Raw genomic sequence first — 25,323 nt, forward strand, 5'->3', positions numbered from 1 at the left:
CCTGTCGGTGCCTCACACCAGCACGACATCGACGAGAGCATCCACTGCCCTCGCCAAGCGGGCGTCGCGGGTGACGAGCGAGCACCCGAGCGCCTCCGCCACAGCCACGTAGGCGGCGTCGTACGCCGTCGCCCGATCGCGGAGGGACAGCATGCGGGTCCTGAACGGATGGCTGATCGGCCATCGCCGCACCGGCAGCTGGTCGTAGTCACCGAGGGCCGCCGAAGCCCGTTCGACGCTGAGGTGGCGTCCGAGCACCAGGCCGCGCAGTGCGGAGACGACCTCGACGTCGAGGAGGTCGGGAGCGTGGAGCTCCCGACCGCCCAGTAAGCGCCGGACGTCACCGCTTCCTGGTGCTGACAGCAGGACGTCGACGACGGCCGAGCAGTCGACGACGATCACCGCGGCGAATCGCCCACGGCATCACCCGATCGCGCGTCCCGCTCGGCCCTGATCAGGTCGACCGCGGACACCGAAGCGATCTCAGCGCGAGCAGCTGCTCGCGCCAGCACCTCGGCGACGGTGGGCCGTGAGACCTCACGGTCGATGAGCGTCAGGAGGTAGGCGTTCAGCGACTGACCGGCCTCCGCCGCCCGTTGTCGCAGGACGCGTCGGGCGTCATCGCTGACGTTGCGGATCTGCAGGTAGGTCGTCACCCGTCCAGGGTAGACGGGATGCAGTGCAGATTGCAGTGCACTGTCTGAATCCACCAGCGTCACCGCGCCTCGACCCGTGCGCCCCGGGCCAGGTCGGCCCGGTCGGCTGCCGCCACCCCCGCCGACCACCCCTCGTGGTCGGTGGGGGTCGGCATCGGCGCCGAGTGCAGCGTGCCGAAGAGCTGGTCGACGGTCGCGTCGACCTCCTCGCGCCGCTGCTCGAGGACGTGCACGAGCGTGCCGCCACCGCCACCGCCACCGCGACGTGACGCCGCCGCAGGACCGCCTGCCCGGTCGCCGGCGGCCTCCTCCGCTGAGACCTCCTCGACGACCTGCTGGGCGGCCTGCTCGAGCCGCTGACCGACCCGGTCGGCGAACGCGGTGAGGAACGACTGCCGGAACGAGCGGGTCCGCGACGTCCCCCACCGGGTGCTCTTGCTCCCGTGCTCGGTCAGCTCCCGCGTCGACTGCAGCAGCAGCGACGTGAACAGGGTCTCGGTCGCGGCGAGGTCGGGGCCGAAGCCGACCACGGTGACGAAGCCGAGCTCCTTCGTCCACACCGACCGGCACCGGTTCGCGTGGGCGACGACCCCGAGCAGCATGACCTTCGCCTGCTCGTAGGGGCGGTCGACCCCGATCCGGCGACCCCGCGGGGCGTCGTGCTCGGGTCCGGCCGCGTCGAGCAGCGCCCGGTCGATGCTGTGCCGCGCCATCAGCGCCTGCGCGCCCGCGGTGAACGTCTCGGCCTCCGCCGGGTACGTCGTCGCCTCGGCCTTGGCCAGCAGCAGCCGCACCCGCTCCAGCACGCGCTGGTCGACGTCGCCGCGGCTGTCGACCGGTTCGCGCCACTGCCCGGGCAGCGGGTCGAGGGCCTCGAGGCGCACCAGGCCGCGCAGGAAGATCATCACCGGCAGCGCCGTCAGGCACACCTCGACCAGATCGCCCCCGTCGCGAGCCACCCTCGCACTCAACGGTTCCCGGTCGGCTGGCCACCACGTGGCGACGTCCGCCATCGCCAGCTGGTCGTGCCAGGACGGCGTGACCGTCGCCGACGCGTACCGGGCGAGGTCGGCGAGGAGCAGGTCGCCCAGCAGCTCCACCGACCCCGCCGGCAGGTCGCGCCGCGCCAGCCGCAGCAGGTCCGCCGGCTGCCAGCCCTTCCGCCACGCGGAGTCGACCACGTCGGCCAGCTCGGTCCGCAGCTCGGTCAGGGCCCGACGGCCCGAGGCCCCGGCCAGGATCCGGCGCAGCTCGGCGACCGCTCCGAGGCCCTCGCTCTCCCGCTTCTGCCGGCGCCACCACAGCACCTCCCGCGCCAGCGACACCCAGACGTCCCAGTGCTCCGGCCCGCCCTCCTCCTCGTCCGGCACGCCGTACGGCGCCCCGAAGGCCGCCCCCGGCGGACTGCCCGGCCGCGCGGCCCGCGTCTCGCGGCGGCGACGACTCTGCTTGCCCATGCCGGTCGGTTCTCCTTCGTGCGTTCTCACTCGGAACGGTGCGGTACAGGGCCCACCTTGACCGATCCGCACCTCGATCTGCCGATGTCGTCCACAGGATCGGTCCGGCCCTCGGTAACGTCACCACCCCTGTGGACGACGACCGGCTGCTGCTGGTCGGGCTGACAGCCTCGGTGGATGACCGCTGACCTGCACGACTGGGACCTGGCCGACCCGAGCGAGACGCTCGCCGAGATCGTCAGCCTCGTCCGCCCCGCCGTCGGTGACGTCGTCGTCGCCGTGGTCCGGCGCCATGACGACGGCGCCCACGGCGTCGAGGACGCGATGAGGGTCCGGCGTGCCCGTCCGGTCCCCCACCCGCGGCAGCTGCCTGCGCGATCCGACCGCGAGGCACAGGAGCTCGTCGGGGAGGCGGCCCGCCGGCTCATGGCCGGCCGCGGCGACCCCCACGCCTGGGGCGGCGACCGCCGTCACGTCCTCGTCACTGTGGTCTGCCGTCGAGGCCACCTGGAGCCCGGAGCGGAGGAGACGCGCTGGCTGCACGCCTGGCGAGACGCTCCTCTCGACGTCCCCGTCGTCACCGGGGACGTCTACACGCTGACCGAGGAGGGATGGACGGGCTTCATGGACCGACGCACCGGCGCCACCCCGTCCCTCACCCCCGACCGCGAGGCCGGGGCGTGAGCTCGAGTCCTTCACGAGCGCGTCCCGTGGGTAGCACAAGTGCTACCTTGACGATCGTGGACACCGTAGGAGTGCGTGAGCTCCGCCAGAACGCGTCGGACCTGCTGCGACGCGTCGAGCAGGGCGAGGAGCTTCTCATCACCGTGTCCGGGCGACCCGCAGCCCGGATCACCCCGGTGGCCGCCGATCACTGGCGACGCTGGGATGAGGTCAAGGCGGTCTTCGCCTCCCCGATCGACGACTCCTGGGAGTCCGACCTCGAGCTGCTCGACACGTCGGTGGCCGACCCGTGGGAGCGCACCCGATGAGGACGGTCCTCGACACCAGCGTCCTCATCGCCTCGGACATCACCACCCTGGACGGCGATCTCGCGATCAGCGCCGTCAGCCTGGCCGAGCTGTCCTACGGCGTGCTGGTCACAGCGGACCCGGCCGAGCGAGCGGATCGGCTGCGGCGTCTGCAGGAGGTCGAGCGTCACTTCAACGCCCTCCCGGTGGACAGCACCGTGGCGACGGCATACGGCGAGCTGGCGGCCGCGGTCGTCGCCGGCGGCCGGCGGCCCAGGACGCGAGCGATGGACCTGCTCATCGCCGCGACCGCTCGCGCGCACGACGCCCGGCTCCTCACCCGCAACGGTGACGACCTGCGCGGTATCGAGCACCTGGTGGACGTCGTCCCGGTCTGACTCACGCCCGCAGCGGCAGCACCGCCGTCACCCGACCACCCGTCTCGGTCGCGCCGAACGACACCCGTCCACCGGCCTCGGCGGCCCGCTCGCGCATCCCGGTCAGCCCCACCCCCGGCACCCAGCGCCCGCCCGGGCCGCCGTCGTCCTCGACGACGACCCGCAACTCGTCCCCCTCGACCACGACGCACACCCGCGCCGAGGCCCCACTCCCGTGCCGGGCGACGTTGAGCAGCGCCTCCACCGCGATCCGGTACGCCGCCACCTCGGTCACCGCCGCGAGCTCGGGCAACGCCGTGGGCGCCGCCACCGACGCCACGAGCGGGCGCCCCTGGGGCGAGACCAGCCCGCGCGCCCGCTGCCGCAGCGCCTCGACCAGCCCCAGCTCGTCGAGCGCCGGCGGCCGCATCCCGTAGACGATCCGCCGCACGTCCCCGACCGCCTCGGCCGCGTCCTGGCGCAGCCCGCGCACCAGCTCGCGCGCGGCGGGAGCGTCGACGTCGAGGAGGTTGTCGACCGCGTCGGCGGCGAAGGCGATCCCGCTCAGCTGCGGTCCGAGCCCGTCGTGCAGGTCGCGCCGCAGCCGACGTCGCTCGTCCTCGAGCGCGGCCGCGGTCGCCGCCCGCGCCTCCTGCAGCTGCCCGCGCTGGCTCTGCGCCTCGAGGGTGAGCGCGAGCAGCGGGACGGTCAGCCGCAGCACCCGCTCGTCGTCGGCGCCGAGGGTCAGCTCCCCCGGCCGCAGCCCGACGACGAGCGCGAGCGGCGGACCCGACCCGCCGGGCACGTCCAGTCGCCGGACGAGTCCGCCCTCCTCGCCGCTGGAGGCGACGACGACCCCGCCCTCCTCGAGTGCGACCCACGGCAGCCGCAGCGCCGCCCGGACGGCCGCTGCTGCTTGCCTGCTGGCCGGTGCTGCACGTGATCGGGCTGGTGTTCTTCGGCAACGAGGTCCCGCAGGTCATCGGCGCCGCCCTCCAGGTGGTCGGGTTCGCGCTCTGCGCACGCGAGCTGGCTCGGGCGCCGCGCGCTGCCGTCTGAGGAGACCCCGTACGGCGGAGGGCCGCACCCTGGGGGGTGCGGCCCTTCGCGTGCAGCGGCTGAGCCGTGGAGCAGCCAGTCCTGGTCTCAGGGCGTCGCGCTCGTCCCCGTCAGCGGATGCGCGGGCCGAGTCGAGGCAGGCGGTGTCGTGGGATGCGACCCCTCGTGGGACGGCGTCGGTCGGGGCTGCGACGGCGCCGGTCGTGCGACGACCGCGGTCACAGCGACCGCGACCAGCGAGCCGACGCCCATCGCGAGCGGCGGACCGAGGAGCACGCACATCAGCACGATCAGGACCTTGACCGGCATGCCCCGCCGAGCTGCGGGACGCCGACGTGGCGAGGGCCGCCTCGTCGCACGAGGCGCCCTCGATCGGCGAGGGTGACCGGGCGGCGGGGCCGATACATCGCCGCGGGCGGGTGCCGGCCGGCTGACGACTGTCGTGGTCGTCGCGTCCGGGAACTCGCGGGCGCACACGCCGAAGAGTGACCCGGACTGGATGTCGTCCATCACCACGGGCCGTCGCAGGAACCACTCGCGCAAGCGCTGAGCCGGGACGACGTGCACGCCGGCGACGAACGCCGGTTCCAGGCCCTGGTGGTGATCGCGGGCGAGGACGAGGAGCGGGGTCACCTGGACGCGCAGCCTCGCGGCCATGACGTCGGCGTACCCCCCGACGGTGGCCAGGTCCTTGTTGCGTCCGTACCGGCGACTGTCGGAGTGCACCCACAGGGTGTCGTCACTCACGGACACGTCACCGGACCAGCTCTTCGTGTCGAGGACGAAGACCCCCGCGTTGGTGACGACGACGTGGTCGAGGTTGACCCTCGACCTGCCCGGCTCCAGCAGCCGGTCGTGCAGCACGGCGAGCTCCAGGGGGAACGACCCGAGGAGCTGCGCGACCGCTTCCTCGCCCTCGGCACCGACCCGCCAGCGCCCCGCCTTCTCCCGCGCCTGCAGGTAGTCGCGATGACTTTGCTCGGCTCGACGGCTCCAGTACGCCGCCTGCGCCCGAGCCGACCCGCCCGCCCCACTCGTCGCACGTCCGCCCGACGTCACCTGCTCCGTCACCACTCCCCCTGCTCGGCCGCCTCCGTCTCAGGACGGCGCGCCGACGAGTATCGGCGTCGACGCCGGAATGCCGAAAGCCGCGCAACGGACACACTGCGCGGGCCGAACGGACGACAAGTGGCGGCCCCTCGGCGTGTTCGCCAGAGGTGGCTCTCCGATCGGTGCTTCGTGGACCCTCCGGCTCCTCGTCGTCGTGAGAGGCCTCGACAGTTGGTGACGTTCGAGGACGATCGGGCCACCGGGAGAAGGGTGGCAGGAGGCATCTTTTCCGTTCGCGGACGAGCGCGCCGAGGCCGAAGGTCTGAAGGGGTTCTGAAGGGCCCGGAGCAACAGTTCCTGCATCAGCTCTCAGCGCTCAATGGAGGTCTCTGTCATGAAGCCCCGCCGCCTCATCGCCCCGCTCGTCGCCCTTGCCGCCGTGGTCTTCACCGCCGTCCCGGCCCAGGCGGCCAACGCCACCAGCTATGGCTTCGCCTGCAGCGCCTCCAACCACTGGATCCGGCAGAACTGGCCCAACATCCGCACCGACTACTCGACGGCGCAGAACGTCTGGTTCGACACCGACCTCTACCGCTGGAACGGCTCGCAATGGGCCTTCTGGCAGAGCTCCGGCTGGATGGGTGGTGCGTCGACCAGCTCGGGCCGCCGCGCACTCGGCTACCTCGCGGGGTCGCCGTACTACTTCCTGTACGGGACGACGCGCAACGTCGCTCCGCTCCTGGGCTGGACCTTCACCCAGCTGCCCTCCGGTTACTACCGCACCGTGGAGTTCTACAGCACCCCCAGCGGGTCCTGGTCGACGTGGTCACACGTGCAGGGCGCCTCGGACGCCCACTGCCAGATCTGAACCGCGCACCGCCGCACGGGCGCCCCGTACGGCGGAGAGCCGCACCCCAACGGGATGCGGCCCTCCACCTCGAGAACGGAGTCGGTCTACTTGACCGCCATCTCCCCCAGCTCGCTCCACCCGTCGACCTTCGTATTGATGATGTCCGGAGTGCGCTGCAGGTACTGCGGCAGCTCGGCGGTGGCCTTCTTGAAGTGGTCCGACTGCACGTGGGCGCCGCCGGCGTCGTCGTCCTTGAACGCCTCGATGAGGACGTACTCGTTCGGGTCGGCGAGCGAGCGGGCCCACTGGAAGAACAGGCACCCCTCCTCCGCGTTGCACGCGTCGGTGAACTCCTTCGACAGCTGCGGCCAGTCGTCGGCGTGCTCGGGCTTCACGGGGAACTTCGCGGTGATGAAGATCAACGTCACTCCTTCTCGAGGGTCAACAGGGACAGCGAGCGCCTCAGACCGCCGGCGCCGTCGGCACCTCGGCCGGCGCGGGCCGCACGACGGCCGCTTGGATCTTCTCCCCCAGCACGCCGGACGCGAAACCGAAGAGCGCGCCGACGACGAGCGCGGTCACGGTCGGCCAGAACGCGAACTGCGCGCCGAAGAACGACGCCGCACCGACGAACGCCCCCGGGATGAAGCTCAGAGGAGCCCACCCGGCCTGCAGGCACATGGCGACGGCGATGACCCCGACGGCGATGGCGAGGTTGCCCTTGAACGCGACGTGGCTGATGAACTCGACGACGAGCCACCCGTAGACCGCGCCGGACAGGTTGGACAGCAGGCCGTTGCGCAACCCGGTGACCCCGCCGCCGGCGGCGAAGTAGCACGCCCACGCGGCGAAGCCGACCCACGTGATGAGCGTGATCGAGGTGATGTTGGTGCTGAGCGCGGTCCAGATGCCGGCGAGGACGCCGATCGAGACACCGACGCCGATGTAGTTCTTCACGAGGACTCCTTTGTCCGTCGAGAGCCCGTGGCCGGGCAGGGGAAGGTCGAGCGCGTACGGAGCCGCGCCGGGCCGGGGATCAGGTCGCGCCGGCCCGGCGCGGTGGAGGGGGGACGAGCCGCCGTACGGCGGCCTGTCGTCAGGGGACGAGGATGGCGCGGCCCCGGACCTGACCGTTGTCCAGGTCCGTGATGGCCTGCTGGAAGTCGTCGAGCGCGTACTTCTGCGTGTGCAGGGTGACGGCGCCCGTGGCCGCGAGGGCCATGAGGTCCTGCAGGTCGTTGTAGGAGCCGACGAGGTTGCCAAGGACGTTCTTCTCGGTCGAGACCAGGTCGATGGTCGGGACGTCGACGTTCTCGCCGTAGCCGACGACGAGGTAGTCGCCCGCCTGCCGGGTCATGTCGATGCCCTTCTTGGTCGAGCCGTTCTCGCCGACGAAGTCGACGACGACCTCGGCGCCGAACCCGCCGGTGAGGTCGAGCACCGTCTCGACCTCGTGGCCGTCGCCGAGGACGCCCTCGTCGGCGCCGATCGACTTGGCCAGCTCGAGCGCGGCCGGGTGGCGGTCGACGACGACGAGCCGCGCCGGCGACAGGGCCTTGATGACCTGGATCCCGATGTGCCCCAGGCCTCCCGCGCCAATCATCACGACGGTGTCGCGCGGGGTGAGGCGCTTGGCCGCCTTCGCCGCCGCGTGGTAGGCGGTGAGGCCCGCGTCGGCGAGGGCCGCGACGTCGGCAGGCTCGAGGCTGTCGTCGATCTTGACGACCGAGCGCGCCGAGGTGAGCAGGTACTCGGCGTACCCGCCGTTCGTGCTGATTCCCGGGAAGGCGTTGTTCTCGCAGTGCACGTCGTCGCCCGACCGGCACGCGCGGCACAGGCCGCAGGTGATGAGCGGGTGGAGGATGACCTTGTCACCCTCACGCACGTTGGTCACGGCGGAGCCGACCTGGTGCACCCAGCCGGCGTTCTCGTGACCGATCGTGTAGGGCAGCTGGACCTGCGACTTCTCGGCCCACTGGCCTTCGAGGATGTGCAGGTCGGTGCGGCAGACGCCGGCGCCGCCGATCTTGACGACGACGTCCCACGGTCCGGTCGCCTCGGGGACGGGCAGCTCGGCCATCTTGAGGTCCTGGTGGTAGCCCACGACCTGGACGGCGCGCATGGTGCTCATCGGTCAGCTCTCCTTGACTGTCAGGGGAAGAAGGGTGTGCTGGTCGGCCGGTTCGATGCCGTCCAGGCGCACGGCCTGGTCGGCGCCGGACCCGTCGTAGCGGGTGCGCAGCAGGCCGCGGCAGAAGTGCGCGTTGCCGTCGATGGAGATCCGCGTCGACCGGGCCCGCCGCAGCGCCAGGGGGATCTGCTCGGGCGTGTAGCCGTTGCCCTCGTGGTCGACCATGACGACCGCGGTGGGGCTGGTCGACAGGCCGAGGGCGGCGCGCCGGCGCAGCAGGGCGTCGGTGTGCCGGCCGGTGGGCAGGTCCCGCAGCCGTACGTCGCCGAGGCGCGCCTCCTCGAGGGAGGCGTCGGCGCGCAGCAGCTCGGTGAGGCAGCGCTCCATCGCGGCGGTGTGCGCCTTGCGGCGGAAGGTCCACCGCAGCTCCTCGAGGTCGTGCTCGGCCTCGTGCTTGAACGTGCCCTTGTAGCCCGCGTCGGCGGCGAGGCCGGCGTTGATGAGGTCGGAGTCGTGGTGGTCGTCAAGCTCGACGACGACCCGCTCCACCCCGTCGAGGGCGGTGACGACGTCCTTGGCGTCGGAGGCCATGAGGTAGGCGAAGTTCGGCGAGCAGAACGACGTCGGCAGCCGCAGGTGGATGGTCACCTCCGCGTCGGTGACGTGCACCGAGCGGACGAAGCCGAGGTCGGTGATCGGCTCGTCGAGCTCGGGGTCGAGGACGACGCCCAGCGCCCGCCGGACGTCGTCCTCCCCCACCGCCGCCAGTGACTCCGACTGCTGTCGGGTGGCGAGTGCGGTCATCGCTCAGACCGTCGCCAGGTCCGCCGCCGCGGGCTCGCGCGGGCCGGTCGCGGTCTCGTCCGCCTCCGGCAGGCGCAGGTGCTCGGGCACGTCGAGGCCGTACATCTTGGCCGCGTTGAGGCCGAGGATCTTCTTCTTGGTGTCCGTGCCGATGGGCGCGTACTCCGTCATGTCCTCGGGGATCTGGAAGTCGACGAACTTCTCGACGAGCCACTTCGGCGTCCAGATGGCGTAGTCGCTGGAGAAGAAGAGGCGGTCCTCCCCGACCCAGTAGAGCAGCTCGCCCATGATCTGGGCGAAGTAGCGCGGGCGGGTGTGGATGAACGGCATGGCGACCGCGAGACCGCCGTAGACGTTGGGCTCCTGCGTGGCGATCCAGCAGTAGTCCTCCAGACGCGGCAGGCCGACGTGCTCGACGATGAAGTTGAGGTCGGTGAAGTCGGTGGCCACGTGGTCGATGTCAGCGACGTCGAACGCGTCACGGTCCAGCGGGCGGATGGTCGGGCCCTTGTGGATGTGGATGTTGGTGATGCCGAGCTTGCGGCACTCCTCGAAGTACTTGTAGGCCCACGGGTCGGTGAGCTTCCACCCGCGCGACTCGCCGTGCCACTCCGCGGTGTAGAGCTTGACGCCCTTGAAGCCCATCTTCTCGTGGTCCGCGCGCAGCTGGTCCAGGCCCTGCTCGCCGTTGCGCGGGTCGAAGTGGTGGTTGTAGGTCAGCTTGCCCGGGTTGGCCTTGGCGAGCTCGAACGCCTCCTCGGTCTGCCCGAAGCCGTTGTTGTAGAACTCACCGAGGTGGGCCGGCTGGAAGATCGCGTGGTCGACGTAGCCGTCCTCGAAGAGGTCCTTCATGAGGCGCTGACCGCCCTGGTAGAGGTACTCGTCGTAGCCCCACACCTCGCTCTCGGGCGAAAGGTTGCGGTGGTAGTCGTAGAAGCAGTCGATGAACTGCTTGCCGTGGATGTTGCGCTGGTTCTCGGGCCGAGCGTCCCAGAGCGCGATGTGCGCGTCGACGATGTAGTAGCTCTCGCCGTCCTTGGTGTACATCCCCATCTCCTTCTCGCGACGCCGTCGTCGCGGTCAAGAGCGACCGTACGGAGCCCTGGCCTGGCGCCCCAGTCAGCACGCGTCTCAGTCTGAGACGGCTCCCTAACCCCGGTCTAAGCCCGCCGTGACGAAGTTTTCTTCGGGCCTGGGCGGTCACCGCACCGGCCAGGTCATCTGGAGCGGGCAGCCTCGGCGAGTTTGGGAATCTCGCGACGCAGACTCTTGTACGAAGTCGGGAGCGCTGTGGCACCGAGGCCTGCGATTGCAGGGAGGAGGACTTCTTGCCGCTTGATCGCGCTCGACTTATCGACGAGCAACTTCTTGGTGGACCTGTCTGCCTCCGGCACGCCTAGCTGATCGAGCATCCGAGTTCTCGGAGTGGAGGCGTTCACGAGGTCAACTTCCAGCGACCACATGAAGCTGAAGAAACCCAGAGGGATGAGAGCTCTCATGGCATCGCTCGGATGGGCCGAGAGGTCGTCGATGATCTTCTTGCCAAGGTTTCCCTTTGGCAGTACCTCCTTGAGTAGGCATCCGGCTTGCAGGGTGGAGCCAAACTGCGGGAACCCTCTGCTGTCGAGGCTATTCTTTCGTTCCCCATTCTTGTAGGGCAGGAAATAGTCGCGGTCGACTACGAAAGCCGCCTCAATCTGGAGGCCCCGCAATAGGTGAAACATGTAGTCGATACTGGTAACCCCATCCAGGGGAACGACGCTGATTCCGAGTTGGTCCGGTGGGGTTCCAGCGTCAACCAGGAGTCGCTCCACGACGACTGCGTCGACCGGTCCCTCGGTTACAACAACAAAGTCCGCGAACAGGAACTCAGAATTCCTTCGCCGGTGGAACTTGTAGTACCGCTCGCGGTCGAGCTGGTGATCGACAAAGAACGTCCGACTGATCTGGGAAATGCGTACTTCGAGCTCCCGCTTCTTACTCGTGGTCCGCTTGCACATCACGACGTGCTCGTGGTCCAGCGTGTCGACGATGGTGGGCGAGTGCGTCGTGAAAACGACCTGTAGGTCGAGCGCTGAGAGGTTGCGCATGAGTTGCTGCTGTGCCTGTGGGTGGAGGTTCTGTTCAGGTTCCTCCAGGCCGAGGAGGTAGGTGGTGCTCTCAAGTTCCGCCAAGTACGCGTATAGGGCGAACACGGCCATGCTTTGGGTCCCACTGCCGCTGTCGGACAACGGGATCGACTGCCCGCCCTCCTTGACCGTGAGCGCCAGGTTCTGCAACAGGAGGCGGTAGTCGGGCGGGATCGAGTAAGTCAGCTCGAAGGAGAAGGGGCCGTCGAGCGGGGCGATCGACCGGAGTTGCTTCTCCAACCCCGCGAGTGACTTCTCGCGAAGCCGCGTAGCCACCTGGGCGATCTCCGGGCTTCGGCGGTCGCGTTGACTGTGGTTGCTGACCCACTCCTCGACAGCCCGCTCCAGGAGGCCGCCGGCGGGATCATGCGCGACCTCGTGGTCACGGCGGATTGGCACGAGGGCTAGGTGATGTGTTGGCGAAGAGTGTCCTGGAAACTTGGCACAGTCTCCCACTTGCCACCCTTCCATACCTGCCATATCGGCTTGCGCTGGTACTTCAGGCGGCCGCGAAATTCGCCGGTTCCTACAACAATGGGCAGCAGTGTTTCTGGCGGGAGGCCAGCGATCGTGACTTCGATGATCGACTGTGTACTCGTCGAGTAGCGGTGCCACCCAGCCTCGAACGCTTGGCGCTCTGAATCAAAATTGAAGAAGGCGTTAAGCGCCCGCAGAACCGAAGATTTGCCGGCCCCGTTCTGACCAACGAGCGCGACCGTGCTGCCGAGTTCGATCTCGGCGGCGCCTATCGCCCGGAACTTCTCGATCTTAAGGCGGGTAACTCGCACCTTCATCCGCTCCGGAGAAGCGGCCGTCACCCCGCCACCAACTGCATCAGTTCGGTGTAGTCACTGACGACGTCGTACTTCACGTCTTCGTGCTCGGCCTTCTCGTTGAGGGACGCAAAGAACTTGCGCGCGCACTCGATCTTGGCGTTTTCCACCCCTCTAAGCTGCAGGGTGGACATGGAGCCCTTGGTCTCGGCGACGAAGTAGACGTGCTTGATCTTCGTGGTGTCGTCGCGAAAGGCGATGGCCCAGTCGGGGTTGTAGTCGCCGACGGGGGTCGGAATGAAGAAGCCGCGCGGCAACTTTGAGTAGACAACTACCTCGTCGCTGATGTCGAGCTTCTCCACGAACGACCGTTCGATCTTGGAGTCGGTGACGACGTACTCATAGACGCTCTTCTTCAGCTTGTCCCCTGCTTTTGACAGATCCTTGGCCGTCTGGCTCTCAGTGAAGATCGACGAGTCGTAGCGGTTGTCGAGGGGGTCGTAGGTCAGGTGCTCGACGATGACAGTGGCCTTCTGCTCATTGATGAGCCGGGCGGCTTCGGTGATGAACTGCTCAGGGTTTTGCTTGAACTTCGCGAACGTGCCCGGGTTGACGCCGGTGAGGATCGCCGCGCAGGTGCGACGGGTGAGCTGGGTCTTCTCCGCGATCTCCCCGAGAAGGTCGTACTTGACGGTAGATCCCGCTGAGACGGCCAAGTGCTCCACCTTCGCCTCTGACACCCTGAACCCGGTCCCGGCCTCGAGCTTCTCCACATCCATTCCCACGACCTGCTTGCCTGCCTCGACGAGATACTGCATGACCGTCACGTTGAGTGACTTGTCGAGCGTGTGGATGCAGTTGTTGATGAGCTCTGCTGAGTCGAACTCGACCTGGTATACGGCCTTGTGGTTGATCCGGCCCCACAGTTCCTGGAACTCGCGCTTCTTAAAGTTCGCCTCGTTGAACGGGATCTTCTTCGGCTTGCGGCCGTCGGTCGGCTTGGGTACGTCGAGATAGAGGGCATCGACCAGCGGCCAGACGAAGTCGATCACCGGCTTGAGAGCTTCGGAGGTGGGCCTGGCGAGCACTCCTTCGGTGCGGGCGTCCTTGTATGCCTGAGTCACCAGGCCGTCGTCGTCGATGTAATCGTGACGGATCAGGTGGTTGTAGAGAGCCTGCGCGAGCCCCTTCTCCAGCACCCTCATCGAGCCGTCTTCGAGCTTGATCTGCTTGCCGGTGAAATAGTCAACGCTCGCCTTGCGTGGGCGGGCCGACAGCGACTCGATGATCTCCTTCTGCAGGGCGACGACGAAGTCGGTGTACGACTCGTCGGTTACGACTGTCAGCTCGTTGATGTCGTGGACGTTGACTGGGTTGTCCATCCGCTCACCGTGCTGGTCGACCGACAGGCGCAGGCCTCGGCCGATCTCCTGTCGCCGTGTGGTGGTGTTGTCGCTCTTCTTGAGCATGCCCATGACAAAGACGTTCGGGTTGTCCCAGCCCTCCCGCAGCGCTGAGTGTGACCAGATGAACCGCACGGGCTCCTCGAACGACAGCAGCCGCTCCTTGTTCTTCAGGATCAGGTCGTAAGCGTCGACGTCGTCCGACTGGCCTGCAAAGTCACCGCGCGCGGCGATCTTGCCGTCGACAGAGTGGCCGGTCCTCTTGTCGATCGAAAAGTAGCCCTCGTGGGTCGACCGAGTCGGAATAGCCTTTACGTGCTGGCGGTACCGCTCGGCCGCCTCATCGAGGTCCAGTTGGCCAAGGTAGTCGGCGAGCACCGATTCGTACTCGTCCTCGAACACACGGGCGTATTCGCCGAGGGTGTCTTCGCGCTCGTAGTCGCGGTACTTGGCAACCTCATCGATGAAGAAGAGCGACAGTGTCTTGATACCCTGCGCGAAGAGCTCGCGCTCTTTGTCGATGTGGGTGCGGATCACCTCACGGATCTGGATGCGACGCTTTTGATCATCTGCGACGTCCTCGGTGACCTCGCCCGCGCCGATGATGTGGCCGTCGCTTAACTCGATGATGTCGCGGTTCGCGTCGACGTTACGGACGAACAGGCCCTTGTAGGCCTCGATGCCTCCGGAGATGTCGTGCAGGTTCATGCCCTGGCTCAGCCGCTTGACCTGCCGCTTGATCCCTTGGGCGGTCTGTACCTCCAGCTCCACGCGCGCCTTCGGGAAGTCCGTCCCCTTGCCGACCTCGAGCCCGTCCACGTAGAGGTAGGCGGAACTGCCGGCCAGATGCTTGACGGTGATGCCCCGCACAGCGATCTTCTTAACGAGCTTCTGGTTGTATGCGTCGACCGCGTCGAGCCGGTGCACCTTGGTGCGCTCGATTCTGTGGGTCGCCGAGTAGCGCAGCGCGAACAGAGCGTTGAACAGCCCGAGCGCCTCCAGCGACTTGGATGGCTTCTTGGCGTCGCCTTCGATCTTCTGGGGTTCGTCGATGATGAGGATCGGCCGGTTGGCGGCGATCACGTCGATGGGCCTGCGGGACTGGAAGTCGTCGAGCACCTCGTAGATGCGTCGGGCGTCTTTGCCGGTAGCGTTAAACGCCTGCATGTTGATGATCATGACCTGTACGCCGGAGTCGGAGGAGAACCGCTCCACCTCCTGCAGCCGCGAGGAGTTGTACACGAACGTGCGCGGCTTGGTGCCGTAGAGCTGCTGGAAGTGGTCGGCTGTGATGTCAAAGGACTTCATCACTCCCTCGCGGATCGCGATCGACGGCACGACCACGATGTACTTCGACCACCCGTACCGCTTGTGCAACTCCATGATGGTTTTGATGTACACATAGGTCTTGCCGGTGCCGGTCTCCATCTCGATGTCTAGGTTGATCGACGCTGCGGAATTCTTTACTGGGTCCTTGAGGTCCTTCGACGGCGTCAGTCCGCGGGCCTGCTGGGTGGCATGCACATTGGTCAGTAGCTGCGGCGTTGTAAGCGCGATCTCCGCATTGCGAAGTCCCGCGTCTTCCAATAGCGTCGGTGCCGAGTGCTTGCCAGGGTCGATGCGGTACGACACACCGTCGGCAAACGGCTGGCCAGAGAAAACATCGACCACGGCATCGACGGCCTCGGTCTGATACTGCTGGACCTTGAACTGGAGCTTCATTGGGTCAGATCGCCCTTACCTCGGTCTCGGGTGACACTTCGCGGAAGATCTGTTCGGCGTTGATGCGCGCAGCGTCGGTCGGGAAGCCCGCATCGAGAAACACGGCGCGGAGTGGACGGCGATCCGCGATCTGCCGAACGACAGAGTCGCTGATGTCGGCTGCGAAGCACGCGACGAGCGCGCCGTCAGCTACCGATAGCACCTCCACGCGATCGACTTGTTCCGCCTTCACGGGTTCACTTAGGTCGAGCGCCCAGTCAAGTAGCACCTGGAATAGCAGATCGAAGCCCGTGCGGCCCTCCTTCACGCTGGCGATTGCACCGACCAAAGTGTCCTGTAGCAGCGCGTCGGGAGTCTCCAGTGTGTCAGCCAGGTTCGAAGTGTCGATCTTCAGCACACGAAACCCGCTGTCGCTCAGCAGGTCACCCGCGAGGCGCTCATTCAGGAGCCGCATCCGCTGCTTCGTAATCTCGGCGACCGTCGCAGGGCGGCCGAGCCGAGTGAGCAGCTTGATCGCGTTCGTGGTGATCTGCTTCGCCGCGCCCTTCGCCGTCTTGAGCGTCTCGTTCAAGTCCTCCGGAAGTTGGATGCCGATGAATCGGCAGACGGACTCGCCGCCACGATTGAGTTCAAGCACGGCCTGCAGGGCCGAGCCCGACCCAGCGAACATGTCGAGGACAACGTCGTCGCCAGTCACTCCAACTGCGCGATAAATGTCGCGGAGCAGGAACTCGTCCTTCGGATTTGTGAAGACCTTCTCGCCGAACAACGCCGCGAGTCGCTTCGAGGCAGCGCGACCGTCGACGTACCGGATACTCGTCAGGCTCTGGTATTCGGTGTTCGCGAGATATGTCTTGTTGTTGGGGACCGTCGTTTCATCCAGGCCGAAGTGCACGCGGCCATCGGCGATGCGTTCGCGCATCGCGGCCTCGGGATATCGCCAACCCGTGGACGGCATCTTCACGGTCCTGCCCGTCACGGGATGCGTGACGTCGTAGACGTACTGTCCGTCATTTGGGCCAGCGATGTTGTCTGGGAAGTAGACGCCTTGGGCATCCATCCAGGTGTAGTGCTTGCTGCTGGACACGGGGTCGCTTGCGGGGAACTGCTTGAACCATGCCTTCGCTTCCGCGTGGATGGCCGCCCAGTCGTCGCCATGCTCCTTCCGGAACCCCTCGAACGCAGCGTAGATCTTGTCGAGGCCTTCCTTCTTCTCGACCCAGTCGCCGGTATTGGCTTGCCGGTTCTTGACGAAGAACACGATGTACTCGTGCTGGATCGAGACGTACGCCTGGTCGTTCTTGCTGCTGTTCTTGAGGACGATCTCGCCTACGTACGAGGCATCCCCCAGGACTTCCTCCCCGAGGCGAACAAGGCTAGCGTGCTCGTTCTCGTCGATCGACACGACGAGAACACCGTCATCAGTGAGCAGGTTCTTCGCGAGCCTGAGACGCGGGTACATCATGCTAAGCCAGTCGGAGTGGAAGCGGCCGTTTGCTTCGGTGTTGGCGACAAGGCGTTCACCGGCCTCAGACTTCTGGCCCGAGCGTGCGAGGTAGTCCGCACGCGATTCCGCGAAGTCGTCTTCGTACACAAAGTCGTTTCCCGTGTTGTACGGCGGGTCGATGTAGATCAACTTCACCTTACGGAGGTACGACTCTTGCAGCAGCTTGAGCGCCTCCAGGTTGTCGCCCTCGATGATCAGATTCCTGGTCTCATCAAAGTCGACTGACTCCTGACGCACCGGTCGCAGCGTCTTGGCGATCGGTGCGTTGGCGGCGAACGCAGCGGCGCGCTTGCCGGGCCAGTCGAGCTGGTAGCGCTCCTGCGGCCCCTCGACGACGTGATCGGACAGTTCTTGGCGGAGGGCGTCGAAGTCAACTGCGCGGACCAGGTTGCCGTCGGCGTCGACCGCCTCGGTCACGACGGCCGGGAACAACCCGGCAACGGCCTCGATGTTGCGCTGGGTGAGGTCGAGCGAGTGCATCTTGAGCTTGTCCACGGTCATTCCTTGTTGCTCGGTAGCGGGTCAGTCAGCTCGGCGACCACTTGGGTGCGTTCCTTGATCTGCTTGCGGAGATCGATCTTGCGATTCAATTGGGGTTCGGTGTGCAGCTTTTTCTCCAGAGCGGAGATCTCGCGGGTGAGCACCCGGATGCGTCCCACTCTGTCGAGGGCGTCCGACAAGTCCTCGACCGGCCTGATGGGGTGGGGGAGCAGGCTGCCGAGCAGTTGGCTGTATAGACCGTCCATGTCAAGGGCGGCGGGCAGCGGGATGCGCGGTTGTTCGGAGCTAATCCAGCCGGTGCGGAAGTAATCGGAGCCCCTAATCTTGCTGCCTGTACGCTTGTAGGCGGCGGTCATCACTTGCTCGGCCCATAGGCCGTCCTTGCGGCGCAGTTCGAAGACGATCTGGCTCGGGACGGTCTTGTCGATGGCAGCGAGAACGGAATTGTCGAGGCTGGAGCCTTTCAGGTCGACGACGAAGACCTGAATCTCTGTGACGGACTCGCTGGGGGCCAGACGCAGTGACTCCTCGCCGAGCTTGTAGGCCCAGCGGACACGCTGGACCTCGTCGACGAACCGCTGCTTGAGGGCGGCGCCCGCACTGGCCTCGGCGTACAAGCGCTCCTTCGGGATGACCCGATCGACCTTCGCGGTCTCGGGCCACTGGATGAGGTCAGTCATCGGTCGTATGGGGCTCGACGATGGCGAGAAAGGCGATCAGCTCGAAGTCATCGAGACCTTCGAAGTTCTGTTGCAAGGCGGTGGTCTTGGTGCCGGAGAAGAGGCTGTCGATGTCGCGCTGCTCGGTGACGTCGATGAGGGAGTTGATGGCCTCGTTGAGCAGGTTGGAGTAGGCGCCCATCTCGGCGCCTTCGTTCGTGAGCTGGTTGAAGACGTGGTAAGCGGCGGGGATCGGCTCGTGCGCGCCTTGGCAGCTCGCGCGGATCAGGTCGAGGAGCTGCTTGACCTCGGTGTGATCGGTAACGACGTTGCCGTCGTCGTCGAGGCAGATCAGGTAGTGCGGGTGGAGGCGGTTGTGGCGGTTGATCTTCGCCTGCTCATCCACGCTGCGGAGCGCGAAGATCACGCCGGGGCGCAGACCACGCTCGGGATCTGCAGGGACGGCTGCATGAAGTCCCTTAGGTGAGGAAGCGAGATCGCCGTACTGCTCCATGAATTTGAGTAGATCCATGCGGAAGTCGTTGAGCCCGAGATCGGTGATGGAGACGCCCGTGCGGACGTCCTCGAGCTCGATCACCTCGTCTTGGAGTCGGCGGAGCTGCTCCTTGCGGAACTTGGTGTCGTTGGACTCCTGGATGAGGAGGTTGTCGTCGGCGGTGGCCGCAATGTCGGCGATCACCATACGGTTCTCGACGCGCTCCTTGAGGTTGATGTACTCATCAAGGCTGATGTCGGGCCAGAAGTTGACCATCTGGATCACGGAGTTCTTCGACCCGATGCGGTCGACACGGCCGAAGCGCTGGATGATCCGGACCGGGTTCCAGTGGATGTCGTAGTTGACGACGTAGTCGCAGTCCTGAAGGTTCTGGCCCTCCGAAATACAGTCGGTGCCGATCAGCAGGTCGATCTCGCCCGGCTCGTTCGGGAAGACGGTCGCCTTGTCCTTCGAGCCGGGGGAGAAGAACGTCAGCAGCTTCTGGAAGTCGAATCCGTCGCCCAAAGTCGTCTTGGGGCGACTGGCGCCGGTGACGAGACCGAGGTCGAGGGAGTTGTCGGCGTGGACCGTCTGCTCCAGATTCGTGTAGAGGTACCGCGCGGTGTCGGCAAAGGCCGAGAAGAGCAGCACCTTCTTGTTGTCGACGTTAAGTGGACTCGCGACCTTGTCCTGGATGACCCGTTGGAGCCGTTGGAGCTTGCGGTCGTGTTCCGGGGTGATGACATCCATCGCCTCGACGAGCTCGCAGACGGTCTCGCGGTCATGCCACAGGTCGTTGCGCCACGACACGGTGTCAATGTCGTCGAGGTCGATCTGGTACTTCTTGCCGACCGATGGCGCGGTGGGGACCTCAAAGTCGTCGTCATCGGCGTCGATGTCGCCGAAGGCGGCGCCGATGTCGGCGATCTTGCCGCCCTTGTCGTCCAGGGCCTGGAGCGCGCTGTCGATGGCGGCTTCGACCTTGCGGAGAGTGATGCGGAATGCCTCGACCGAGCTCTCCAGGCGTTTGAGGAGGTTGACCGTCATCAAGGTCTTCAGCCCCTGCTCTCGGCCGGTCATGCCGAGGTTGCCGCGGGCGGTGCCGCCTTGTACGGCGTAAATGTCGACGTACTTCTGCATCTTGCTGGGGAAGACGTAGGACAGCGGGGTGTAGACGGCGAGGTTGAGGACCTGGAGCTGCTCGAAGATCTCGTTGAACGTCGGCGCCTGCGGCAGGTCCGTGAGCGGCTCGCGGATGGACTCGGGCGGCAGTCGGCTCGGGAAGGCACCGATGTCAGCAGTGTCGTAGAACGACTGGATGTGCTTGCGGGAGCGGGCGATGGTGACGGCATCAAGGAGCTCGAAGAAGTCGAAGTCCAGCATGCGCAGGATCGCGTCCGTGGTCCGCTCCTCGGCGGGAAGCTCCGACCACTTCTTGAAGGCGACCTGGGCCTCGCGGAAGACCTGCTCGATCGACTTACTGATGTCAAGCTGGGCCGAGAGCTGCTCTGACTCGCCCTCATAGGCGAGCTGGAGCTGGTTCTTGAGATCGTTGAACCGGTTGTTGACCGGCGTGGCCGACAGCATGAGGACCTTCGTTTTCACGCCACTCTGGATGACCTTGCGCATGAGCCGCTGGTAGCGGCTCTCCCTGTCCTCTGAGTAGTCGGCGTTGCGGAAGTTGTGCGACTCGTCGATCACGACGAGGTTGAAGTTGCCCCAGTTCACCTTGCTCAGGTCGAGCTGGCCGGCGTACCCCCTGTCGCGGGACAGGTCGGTGTGGGCGAGGACGTGGTAGCTGAAGCGGTCGGCCGAGAACGGGTTGGTGACGTACGGGCTGTTGTAAGTCGTCCAGTTGTCCTCGAGCTTCTTGGGCGCCAGCACGAGAACGGACTTGTTGCGGCTCTCGTAGTACTTGATGACCGCGAGCGCAGTGAACGTCTTCCCGAGGCCGACGCTGTCGGCCAAGATACAGCCGTTGTAGGTCTCCAGCTTGTTGATGATCCCCACCGCGGCGTCGCGCTGGAAATTGTAGAGCTTCTTCCAGATCGCCGAGTCGCGCCACCCGGTCAGGTCGTCGGGCAGCACGTCCTCACTGATGTCCTCCAGAAACTCCGAGAAGAGGTTGTAAAGGATAAGGAAGTAGATGCGCTCGGGACTGTTCTCGGAGTAGACGCTGGCGATGTGCTCGTAGATAAGCTGAGTGACCTCTTCGACGTGCTGAGGGCTCGACCAGATCTGATCGAAGGTCTGGAGATACGCGGACGCCAGCGGAGCCTCGTCGAGCTTGTTCACGAGATTGGAGACCGCGTCGCCGCGCTCGTAGCCGAGGTCTACTGACGTGAAGCCCTGGAGCGGCATGTAGGCGGCGCGGTCGTCGATGACGGCGAACTGCTGCATGGGAGCGCCGGTCTTGTTCGACTTAAAGGTGGCCTTGCGTCTGATCCAGTCGGCGCACTCCCGGGCAATCGCCCGCTGGGTGAGCTTGTTTCGCAAACGAATCTCGAACTGGGAGCCGTAGAGACTCGACTCGCGTTTGGTTTGCGGGATGTAGAACTCCTTGCGCTCCTTCTTTACCTTATCGGTCGCCTGGCTGGCGATAAACGTCGGAGCGGTGAAGATGAACTCCAGCTCCCTGACACCCTCAAGCTCTTTGCGAAGCGCCTCAAAAGCATAGATCGAAAATGTGGAAGCGGCGACGCGGAGCTTTGAGCCTGGCTGCAGGCTAGATTTTAGGTCGTCGCCGAGGAGACGGTTGAGGTTGTCGATTATCTCCACTGGTTCGCCTTAAGCGTGGCCGGGCATTCGTCTAGGTTGAGTCCTGCCGACGCTGTCAGGCGCTGGCCAGAACGACCCCGACGCGCGAAACTCGCGAAGGGCGCGTGAACATCTGCGACCCGAGAGGCACGGCGCCCAACAACACCCTCAGAAACTAGCGGCCTGGCGTTCATGACGCGACCCTAACGCGTTGAGACGGCCCTGACCATGTCGGGACAGGACCGTCTCAACGCTTAGTTCACGGGAGCACGTTCACTCACTGAGCTCAGGAATGCGCTGACGCAGGTGCGCAATTGCCAAAGTCAGCTGCAGCCACTGGTGCTGCCGCAGCCCTCGCAGACGTAGCAGGAGCCGGCGGGGCGCATCTTGGTCCCGCAGGTCATGCACATCGGGGCGTCGGCGGCCTTGCCCTGGAACTTCTCGAGGAGCTCGGCCGAGGAGTGCACGTCGGAGGAGACCTCGCGGGCGCTGGCGGCGCCGGCTCCGGACTTCACCTCGGCGACGGGAATCGTCGCGGTGTGCTTGGTCTCCTCGGCCGGCTTGGCCTTGGCGACCGGGGCCGACTGGGCGTAGGACTCGAGCTCGTCCTCGACGTCGTCACCGGACTGGCCGCCGTCGGGGGTGTACTCCCCCGTCTCGAGCTGGCGGGCCCGCTCGGTCGCGGTGTGGATCCCCATGAAGTTGCGGGTGTCGAAGTCCATGTAGTCCAGCGCCAGGCGGCGGAAGACGTAGTCCATGATCGACTGCGCCATCCGCACGTCGGGGTCGTCGGTCAGGCCGGCCGGCTCGAAGCGCAGGTTGGTGAACTTCTCGACGAACGTCTCCAGCGGGACGCCGTACTGCAGGCCGATGGAGACGGCGATCGAGAAGGCGTCCATGACGCCGGCGAGGGTCGAGCCCTGCTTGCCGAACTTGAGGAAGATCTCCCCCAGCTCGCCCGACTCGTAGGTGCCGGCCGTGAGGTACCCCTCGGCGCCACCGACGGCGAACGACGTCGTCTGCGAGCCGCGACGCTTGGGCAGACGGCGACGGACCGGGCGGTACTCGATGACCTTCTCGACCTTGACCGCGTCGGCCTCGGCGGCCGCGTCGGCGGCCTTGTCCTTGGCGGTCGAGCCGCCGTCGGAGAGGGGCTGACCGACCTTGCAGTTGTCGCGGTAGACCGCGAGCGCCTTGAGGCCCAGCTTCCAGCCCTGGAAGTAGACGTCGGCGATCTCCTCGACCGTCGCGTCCTCGGGCAGGTTGACCGTCTTGGAGATCGCGCCCGAGAGGAACGGCTGCGTGGCGGCCATCATCTTCACGTGGCCCATCGGGGAGATGGAGCGCGCACCCATGGCGGTGTCGAAGACCTCGTAGTGCTCCGGCTTGAGGCCGGGGGCGTCGATGACGTGGCCCTTGTCCGCGATGTACTCGACGATCGCCTCGATGGTCTCGCCGGTGTAGCCGAGCTTCTTCAGCGCGCGCGGGATCGTCAGGTTGACGATCTGCATCGAGCCGCCGCCGACGAGCTTCTTGAACTTCACCAGCGAGAAGTCGGGCTCGATGCCGGTGGTGTCGCAGTCCATCATGAAGCCGATGGTGCCGGTGGGCGCGAGGACCGAGGCCTGCGCGTTGCGGTAGCCGTGCTTCTCCCCCAGCGCGACGACGTCGTTCCACGCCTTGGTCGCGAGGCGGTGGATGTCGCCGTCGATGGTGTCGAGGGTCTTGACCTCGTCGTTGGCGGCCTGGTGCTTGCGCATGACCCGCTTGTGCGCGTCGGCGTTACGGGCGTACCCGGCGTAGGGGCCGACGACGGCGGCGATCTCGGCGGAGCGCTTGTAGGCGGCGCCGGTCAGCAGCGAGGTGATCGAGGCGGCCAGGCTGCGGCCACCCTCGGAGTCGTAGCCGTGGCCGGTGGCCATGAGCAGCGCGCCGAGGTTGGCGTAGCCGATGCCGAGCTGGCGGTAGTCACGGGTGGTCTGGCCGATGGACTCGGTCGGGAAGTCGGCGAAGCAGATGGAGATGTCCATCGCCGTGATGACGAGCTCGGTGACCTTCTGGAAGGTGAGGGCGTCGAAGGTGTCGTCGTCCTTGAGGAACTTCAGCAGGTTGAGCGAGGCGAGGTTGCACGCGGAGTTGTCGAGCGACATGTACTCCGAGCACGGGTTGGACGCGGTGATACGGCCGGTCTCGGGGTTGGTGTGCCAGGCGTTGATCGTGTCGTCGTACTGGATGCCCGGGTCGGCGCACTCCCAGGCGGCCTTGGCGATCTTGGCCCACAGGTCGCGGGCGTCGACCGTCTCGATGACCGCGCCGTCGAGGCGGCTGCGAAGGCCGAAGTCGGTGCCGCCCTCGACGGCACGCATGAACTCGTCGTTGACGCGGACCGAGTTGTTGGCGTTCTGGTACTGCACGGACACGATGTCCTTGCCGCCGAGGTCCATGTCGAAGCCGGCGTCGCGCAGCGCGCGGATCTTGTCCTCCTCGCGCGCCTTCGTCTCGACGAACTCCTCGATGTCGGGGTGGTCGACGTCGAGGACGACCATCTTCGCCGCGCGGCGCGTCGCGCCACCGGACTTGATCGTCCCCGCGGACGCGTCGGCACCACGCATGAAGGAGACCGGGCCGGACGCCGTACCGCCGCTGGAGAGCAGCTCCTTGGAGCTGCGGATGCGCGAGAGGTTGAGGCCGGCGCCGGAGCCGCCCTGGAAGATCTTCCCCTCCTCGCGGTACCAGTTGAGGATCGAGTCCATCGAGTCGTCGACCGAGAGGATGAAGCAGGCCGAGACCTGCTGCGGGCTCTTCGTGCCGACGTTGAACCACACCGGCGAGTTGAACGAGAAGACCTGGTGCAGCAGCGCGTAGGTCAGTTCGTGCTCGAACAGCTCGGCGTCGTCGTCGGAGGCGAAGTACCCGTGCTCCTTGCCGGCCTTGACGTAGGTGAGGACGACGCGGTCGATGAGCTGCTTCAGGCCCGTCTCACGCTGCGGGGTGCCGACGGCGCCACGGAAGTACTTCGTCGTGACGATCGTCGAGGCGTTGACCGACCAGAAGTCGGGGAACTCCACACCGCGCTGCTCGAAGATCGTCTCGCCGGTCTTCCAGTTCTGCTGGACGACGTCGCGCTTCTCCCAGGTCACCTCGTCGTACGGGTGCACACCGGGAGTGGTGTAGATGCGCTCGATCTTCACGCCCTTGCCCCGCGGGCCCTTGCGGGTGGAGGCGCGGTTCGCGGTCTCGGTCATGGTGTGCCCCTTCCCCGGGTCAGGCCGGGTGTCGTGGTGTGTGGTCAGTCTTGCGGGAGGGTCTGACAGCGCTCAGTCGGCTGTCGGAGCGTGCTGGGGCTCGCGGCCCGTGGCCTCGCGCTCGGCGCGCAGGAGGGTGATGGCGGCCTCGAAGTCCTCGAGGGTGTCGAAGGCCTGGTAGACGGAGGCGAAGCGCAGGTAGGCGACCTCGTCGAGCTCGCGCAGCGGCTCGAGGACGGCCAGACCCACCTCGTGGGCCTCGACCTCTGGGCTGCCCTGCTGGCGCACCGTCTCCTCGACCCGCTGGGCGAGGACGGCGAGCTGGTCCTCGCTGACCGGGCGGCCCTGGCAGGCCTTCCGGACCCCGACGAGGACCTTGGCGCGGGAGAACGGCTCCGTCGCACCCGAGCGCTTGACGACGCTGAGGCTCGCGCTCTCGAGCGTCGTGAAGCGGCGGCCGCACTCCGGGCACTGCCGGCGGCGGCGGATCGCGGTGCCGTCGTCGGTGGTGCGGGAGTCGATGACGCGGGAGTCGGTGTGGCGGCAGAACGGGCAGTGCATGGTGACTCCTCTCAGCGTGCGGCAGGGTGGGCGTGACGAGATCGAGGCCGCCTCTCGAGGCGCCTCTGTGGAGAACTCTCGGGACAACAGGTGAACAACCTGTGGAGAACCGGACTTCCCGTGTGGACTAGATGTGGACGACTTACAGCCGTGTAACTACTAGATGTAGGGGTGACAGTACGCCGGGTGTGACGGGCGACGCAAGCGACCCGGCG

Annotated in this window: 23 protein-coding genes; 5 read left to right on the top strand and 18 right to left on the bottom strand. The window is 66.5% G+C overall.

Features of this window, described 5'->3' with window-relative positions:
* Window positions 1-12: 12 nt before the first annotated feature.
* The 3 genes from FB458_RS00140 to FB458_RS00150 are packed head-to-tail and all read right to left on the bottom strand — an operon-like array spanning window position 13 to window position 2,113.
* On the bottom strand, window positions 13-402 hold the full coding sequence (locus FB458_RS00140) for a type II toxin-antitoxin system VapC family toxin (RefSeq protein ID WP_141845708.1): 390 nt from the start codon (window positions 400-402) through the stop codon (window positions 13-15).
* Window positions 399-656: a FitA-like ribbon-helix-helix domain-containing protein gene (locus FB458_RS00145; protein WP_141845710.1), complete on the bottom strand. Its 258-nt coding sequence runs from the start codon at window positions 654-656 to the stop codon at window positions 399-401. The genes FB458_RS00140 and FB458_RS00145 overlap by 4 nt, the downstream gene beginning before the upstream one ends.
* A 59-nt stretch (window positions 657-715) precedes the next feature.
* On the bottom strand, window positions 716-2,113 hold the full coding sequence (locus tag FB458_RS00150) for a DUF2786 domain-containing protein (protein ID WP_141845712.1): 1,398 nt from the start codon (window positions 2,111-2,113) through the stop codon (window positions 716-718).
* A 177-nt stretch (window positions 2,114-2,290) separates the two neighbouring features.
* Here FB458_RS00150 and FB458_RS00155 point away from each other — a divergent pair, with 177 nt between their 5' ends.
* Genes FB458_RS00155 through FB458_RS00165 form a run of 3 tightly spaced genes read left to right on the top strand, consistent with a single transcriptional unit; the run spans window position 2,291 to window position 3,482 of the window.
* Entirely contained in the window at window positions 2,291-2,797 is a 507-nt protein-coding gene (locus FB458_RS00155; protein WP_141845714.1) for a hypothetical protein, read from the top strand.
* Window positions 2,798-2,853: 56 nt separating this feature from the next.
* A complete protein-coding gene (locus tag FB458_RS00160) occupies window positions 2,854-3,105 on the top strand; it encodes a type II toxin-antitoxin system Phd/YefM family antitoxin (protein WP_141845716.1) in 252 nt (83 codons plus the stop codon).
* Window positions 3,102-3,482 (top strand): type II toxin-antitoxin system VapC family toxin, encoded by a 381-nt coding sequence (locus FB458_RS00165; protein ID WP_141845718.1) that lies wholly within the window; start codon window positions 3,102-3,104, stop codon window positions 3,480-3,482. The genes FB458_RS00160 and FB458_RS00165 overlap by 4 nt, the downstream gene beginning before the upstream one ends.
* A gap of 1 nt (window position 3,483) precedes the next feature.
* Here FB458_RS00165 and FB458_RS00170 read toward each other — a convergent pair whose 3' ends face one another.
* Window positions 3,484-4,266, bottom strand: a complete 783-nt coding sequence (locus tag FB458_RS00170) for a sensor histidine kinase (RefSeq protein ID WP_170185509.1) — start codon at window positions 4,264-4,266, stop codon at window positions 3,484-3,486.
* A gap of 125 nt (window positions 4,267-4,391) precedes the next feature.
* On the opposite strand from FB458_RS00170, the gene FB458_RS21995 reads away from it, so the two are divergent.
* Window positions 4,392-4,520, top strand: a complete 129-nt coding sequence (locus tag FB458_RS21995) for a hypothetical protein (protein ID WP_281286067.1) — start codon at window positions 4,392-4,394, stop codon at window positions 4,518-4,520.
* An 87-nt stretch (window positions 4,521-4,607) separates the two neighbouring features.
* Here the strand turns inward: FB458_RS21995 and FB458_RS00175 are convergent, their stop codons facing one another.
* Complete coding sequence (locus tag FB458_RS00175; protein ID WP_170185510.1) at window positions 4,608-5,591, bottom strand: nuclease-related domain-containing protein; 984 nt, start codon at window positions 5,589-5,591, stop codon at window positions 4,608-4,610.
* A gap of 373 nt (window positions 5,592-5,964) precedes the next feature.
* Here FB458_RS00175 and FB458_RS00180 point away from each other — a divergent pair, with 373 nt between their 5' ends.
* Window positions 5,965-6,438 carry a hypothetical protein gene (locus FB458_RS00180; protein ID WP_141845724.1) on the top strand — a complete coding sequence of 158 codons (474 nt, stop codon included), beginning with the start codon at window positions 5,965-5,967 and terminating at the stop codon, window positions 6,436-6,438.
* A gap of 86 nt (window positions 6,439-6,524) precedes the next feature.
* On the opposite strand, the gene FB458_RS00185 is transcribed toward FB458_RS00180, so the two are convergent.
* From FB458_RS00185 to nrdR, 13 genes are all read right to left on the bottom strand, one after another.
* Window positions 6,525-6,842: a putative quinol monooxygenase gene (locus FB458_RS00185; protein WP_141845726.1), complete on the bottom strand. Its 318-nt coding sequence runs from the start codon at window positions 6,840-6,842 to the stop codon at window positions 6,525-6,527.
* Between the two features lie 40 nt (window positions 6,843-6,882).
* Entirely contained in the window at window positions 6,883-7,377 is a 495-nt protein-coding gene (locus tag FB458_RS21140; RefSeq protein WP_170185511.1) for a DUF1097 domain-containing protein, read from the bottom strand.
* A 139-nt stretch (window positions 7,378-7,516) separates the two neighbouring features.
* Window positions 7,517-8,551 carry an NAD(P)-dependent alcohol dehydrogenase gene (locus FB458_RS00195; RefSeq protein WP_211355877.1) on the bottom strand — a complete coding sequence of 345 codons (1,035 nt, stop codon included), beginning with the start codon at window positions 8,549-8,551 and terminating at the stop codon, window positions 7,517-7,519.
* A 3-nt stretch (window positions 8,552-8,554) separates the two neighbouring features.
* Window positions 8,555-9,355 carry an iron-sulfur cluster assembly protein gene (locus FB458_RS00200; protein WP_141845730.1) on the bottom strand — a complete coding sequence of 267 codons (801 nt, stop codon included), beginning with the start codon at window positions 9,353-9,355 and terminating at the stop codon, window positions 8,555-8,557.
* A 3-nt stretch (window positions 9,356-9,358) separates the two neighbouring features.
* A complete protein-coding gene (locus tag FB458_RS00205) occupies window positions 9,359-10,402 on the bottom strand; it encodes an amidohydrolase family protein (RefSeq protein ID WP_141845732.1) in 1,044 nt (347 codons plus the stop codon).
* Window positions 10,403-10,572: 170 nt separating this feature from the next.
* A complete protein-coding gene (locus FB458_RS00210; RefSeq protein WP_170185512.1) occupies window positions 10,573-11,883 on the bottom strand; it encodes an ATP-dependent nuclease in 1,311 nt (436 codons plus the stop codon).
* Between the two features lie 5 nt (window positions 11,884-11,888).
* The gene (locus FB458_RS00215; protein WP_141845737.1) at window positions 11,889-12,302 is read right to left on the bottom strand and encodes an AAA family ATPase; all 414 of its coding nucleotides are present in this window, start codon (window positions 12,300-12,302) and stop codon (window positions 11,889-11,891) included.
* The gene (locus FB458_RS00220; protein WP_141845738.1) at window positions 12,299-15,382 is read right to left on the bottom strand and encodes a type III restriction-modification system endonuclease; all 3,084 of its coding nucleotides are present in this window, start codon (window positions 15,380-15,382) and stop codon (window positions 12,299-12,301) included. The genes FB458_RS00215 and FB458_RS00220 overlap by 4 nt, the downstream gene beginning before the upstream one ends.
* Window positions 15,383-15,386: 4 nt before the next feature.
* The gene (locus tag FB458_RS00225) at window positions 15,387-17,384 is read right to left on the bottom strand and encodes a site-specific DNA-methyltransferase (RefSeq protein ID WP_141845740.1); all 1,998 of its coding nucleotides are present in this window, start codon (window positions 17,382-17,384) and stop codon (window positions 15,387-15,389) included.
* A 2-nt stretch (window positions 17,385-17,386) separates the two neighbouring features.
* Complete coding sequence (locus FB458_RS00230) at window positions 17,387-18,070, bottom strand: DUF4391 domain-containing protein (RefSeq protein WP_141845742.1); 684 nt, start codon at window positions 18,068-18,070, stop codon at window positions 17,387-17,389.
* On the bottom strand, window positions 18,063-21,323 hold the full coding sequence (locus FB458_RS00235; protein ID WP_141845744.1) for a helicase-related protein: 3,261 nt from the start codon (window positions 21,321-21,323) through the stop codon (window positions 18,063-18,065). The genes FB458_RS00230 and FB458_RS00235 overlap by 8 nt, the downstream gene beginning before the upstream one ends.
* Before the next feature lie 302 nt (window positions 21,324-21,625).
* The gene (locus FB458_RS00240; protein ID WP_141845746.1) at window positions 21,626-24,547 is read right to left on the bottom strand and encodes a vitamin B12-dependent ribonucleotide reductase; all 2,922 of its coding nucleotides are present in this window, start codon (window positions 24,545-24,547) and stop codon (window positions 21,626-21,628) included.
* Between the two features lie 72 nt (window positions 24,548-24,619).
* Window positions 24,620-25,108, bottom strand: a complete 489-nt coding sequence (nrdR, locus tag FB458_RS00245) for a transcriptional regulator NrdR (RefSeq protein WP_141845748.1) — start codon at window positions 25,106-25,108, stop codon at window positions 24,620-24,622.
* Between the last annotated feature and the right edge of the window lie 215 nt (window positions 25,109-25,323).

The organism is Lapillicoccus jejuensis (assembly GCF_006715055.1).
GTDB lineage: Bacteria > Actinomycetota > Actinomycetes > Actinomycetales > Dermatophilaceae > Lapillicoccus > Lapillicoccus jejuensis.

Excerpts from the sequence above, each read along its gene's own strand:
- FB458_RS00150 (WP_141845712.1), bottom strand. The coding sequence starts at position 2,113 with ATGGGCAAGCAGAGTCGTCGCCGCCGCGAGACGCGGGCCGCGCGGCCG.
- FB458_RS00155 (WP_141845714.1), top strand. The coding sequence starts at position 2,291 with ATGACCGCTGACCTGCACGACTGGGACCTGGCCGACCCGAGCGAGACG.
- FB458_RS00165 (WP_141845718.1), top strand. The coding sequence starts at position 3,102 with ATGAGGACGGTCCTCGACACCAGCGTCCTCATCGCCTCGGACATCACC.
- FB458_RS00180 (WP_141845724.1), top strand. The coding sequence starts at position 5,965 with ATGAAGCCCCGCCGCCTCATCGCCCCGCTCGTCGCCCTTGCCGCCGTG.
- FB458_RS00195 (WP_211355877.1), bottom strand. The coding sequence starts at position 8,551 with ATGAGCACCATGCGCGCCGTCCAGGTCGTGGGCTACCACCAGGACCTC.
- FB458_RS00200 (WP_141845730.1), bottom strand. The coding sequence starts at position 9,355 with ATGACCGCACTCGCCACCCGACAGCAGTCGGAGTCACTGGCGGCGGTG.
- FB458_RS00205 (WP_141845732.1), bottom strand. The coding sequence starts at position 10,402 with ATGTACACCAAGGACGGCGAGAGCTACTACATCGTCGACGCGCACATC.
- FB458_RS00220 (WP_141845738.1), bottom strand. The coding sequence starts at position 15,382 with ATGAAGCTCCAGTTCAAGGTCCAGCAGTATCAGACCGAGGCCGTCGAT.
- FB458_RS00230 (WP_141845742.1), bottom strand. The coding sequence starts at position 18,070 with ATGACTGACCTCATCCAGTGGCCCGAGACCGCGAAGGTCGATCGGGTC.
- FB458_RS00240 (WP_141845746.1), bottom strand. The coding sequence starts at position 24,547 with ATGACCGAGACCGCGAACCGCGCCTCCACCCGCAAGGGCCCGCGGGGC.
- nrdR (WP_141845748.1), bottom strand. The coding sequence starts at position 25,108 with ATGCACTGCCCGTTCTGCCGCCACACCGACTCCCGCGTCATCGACTCC.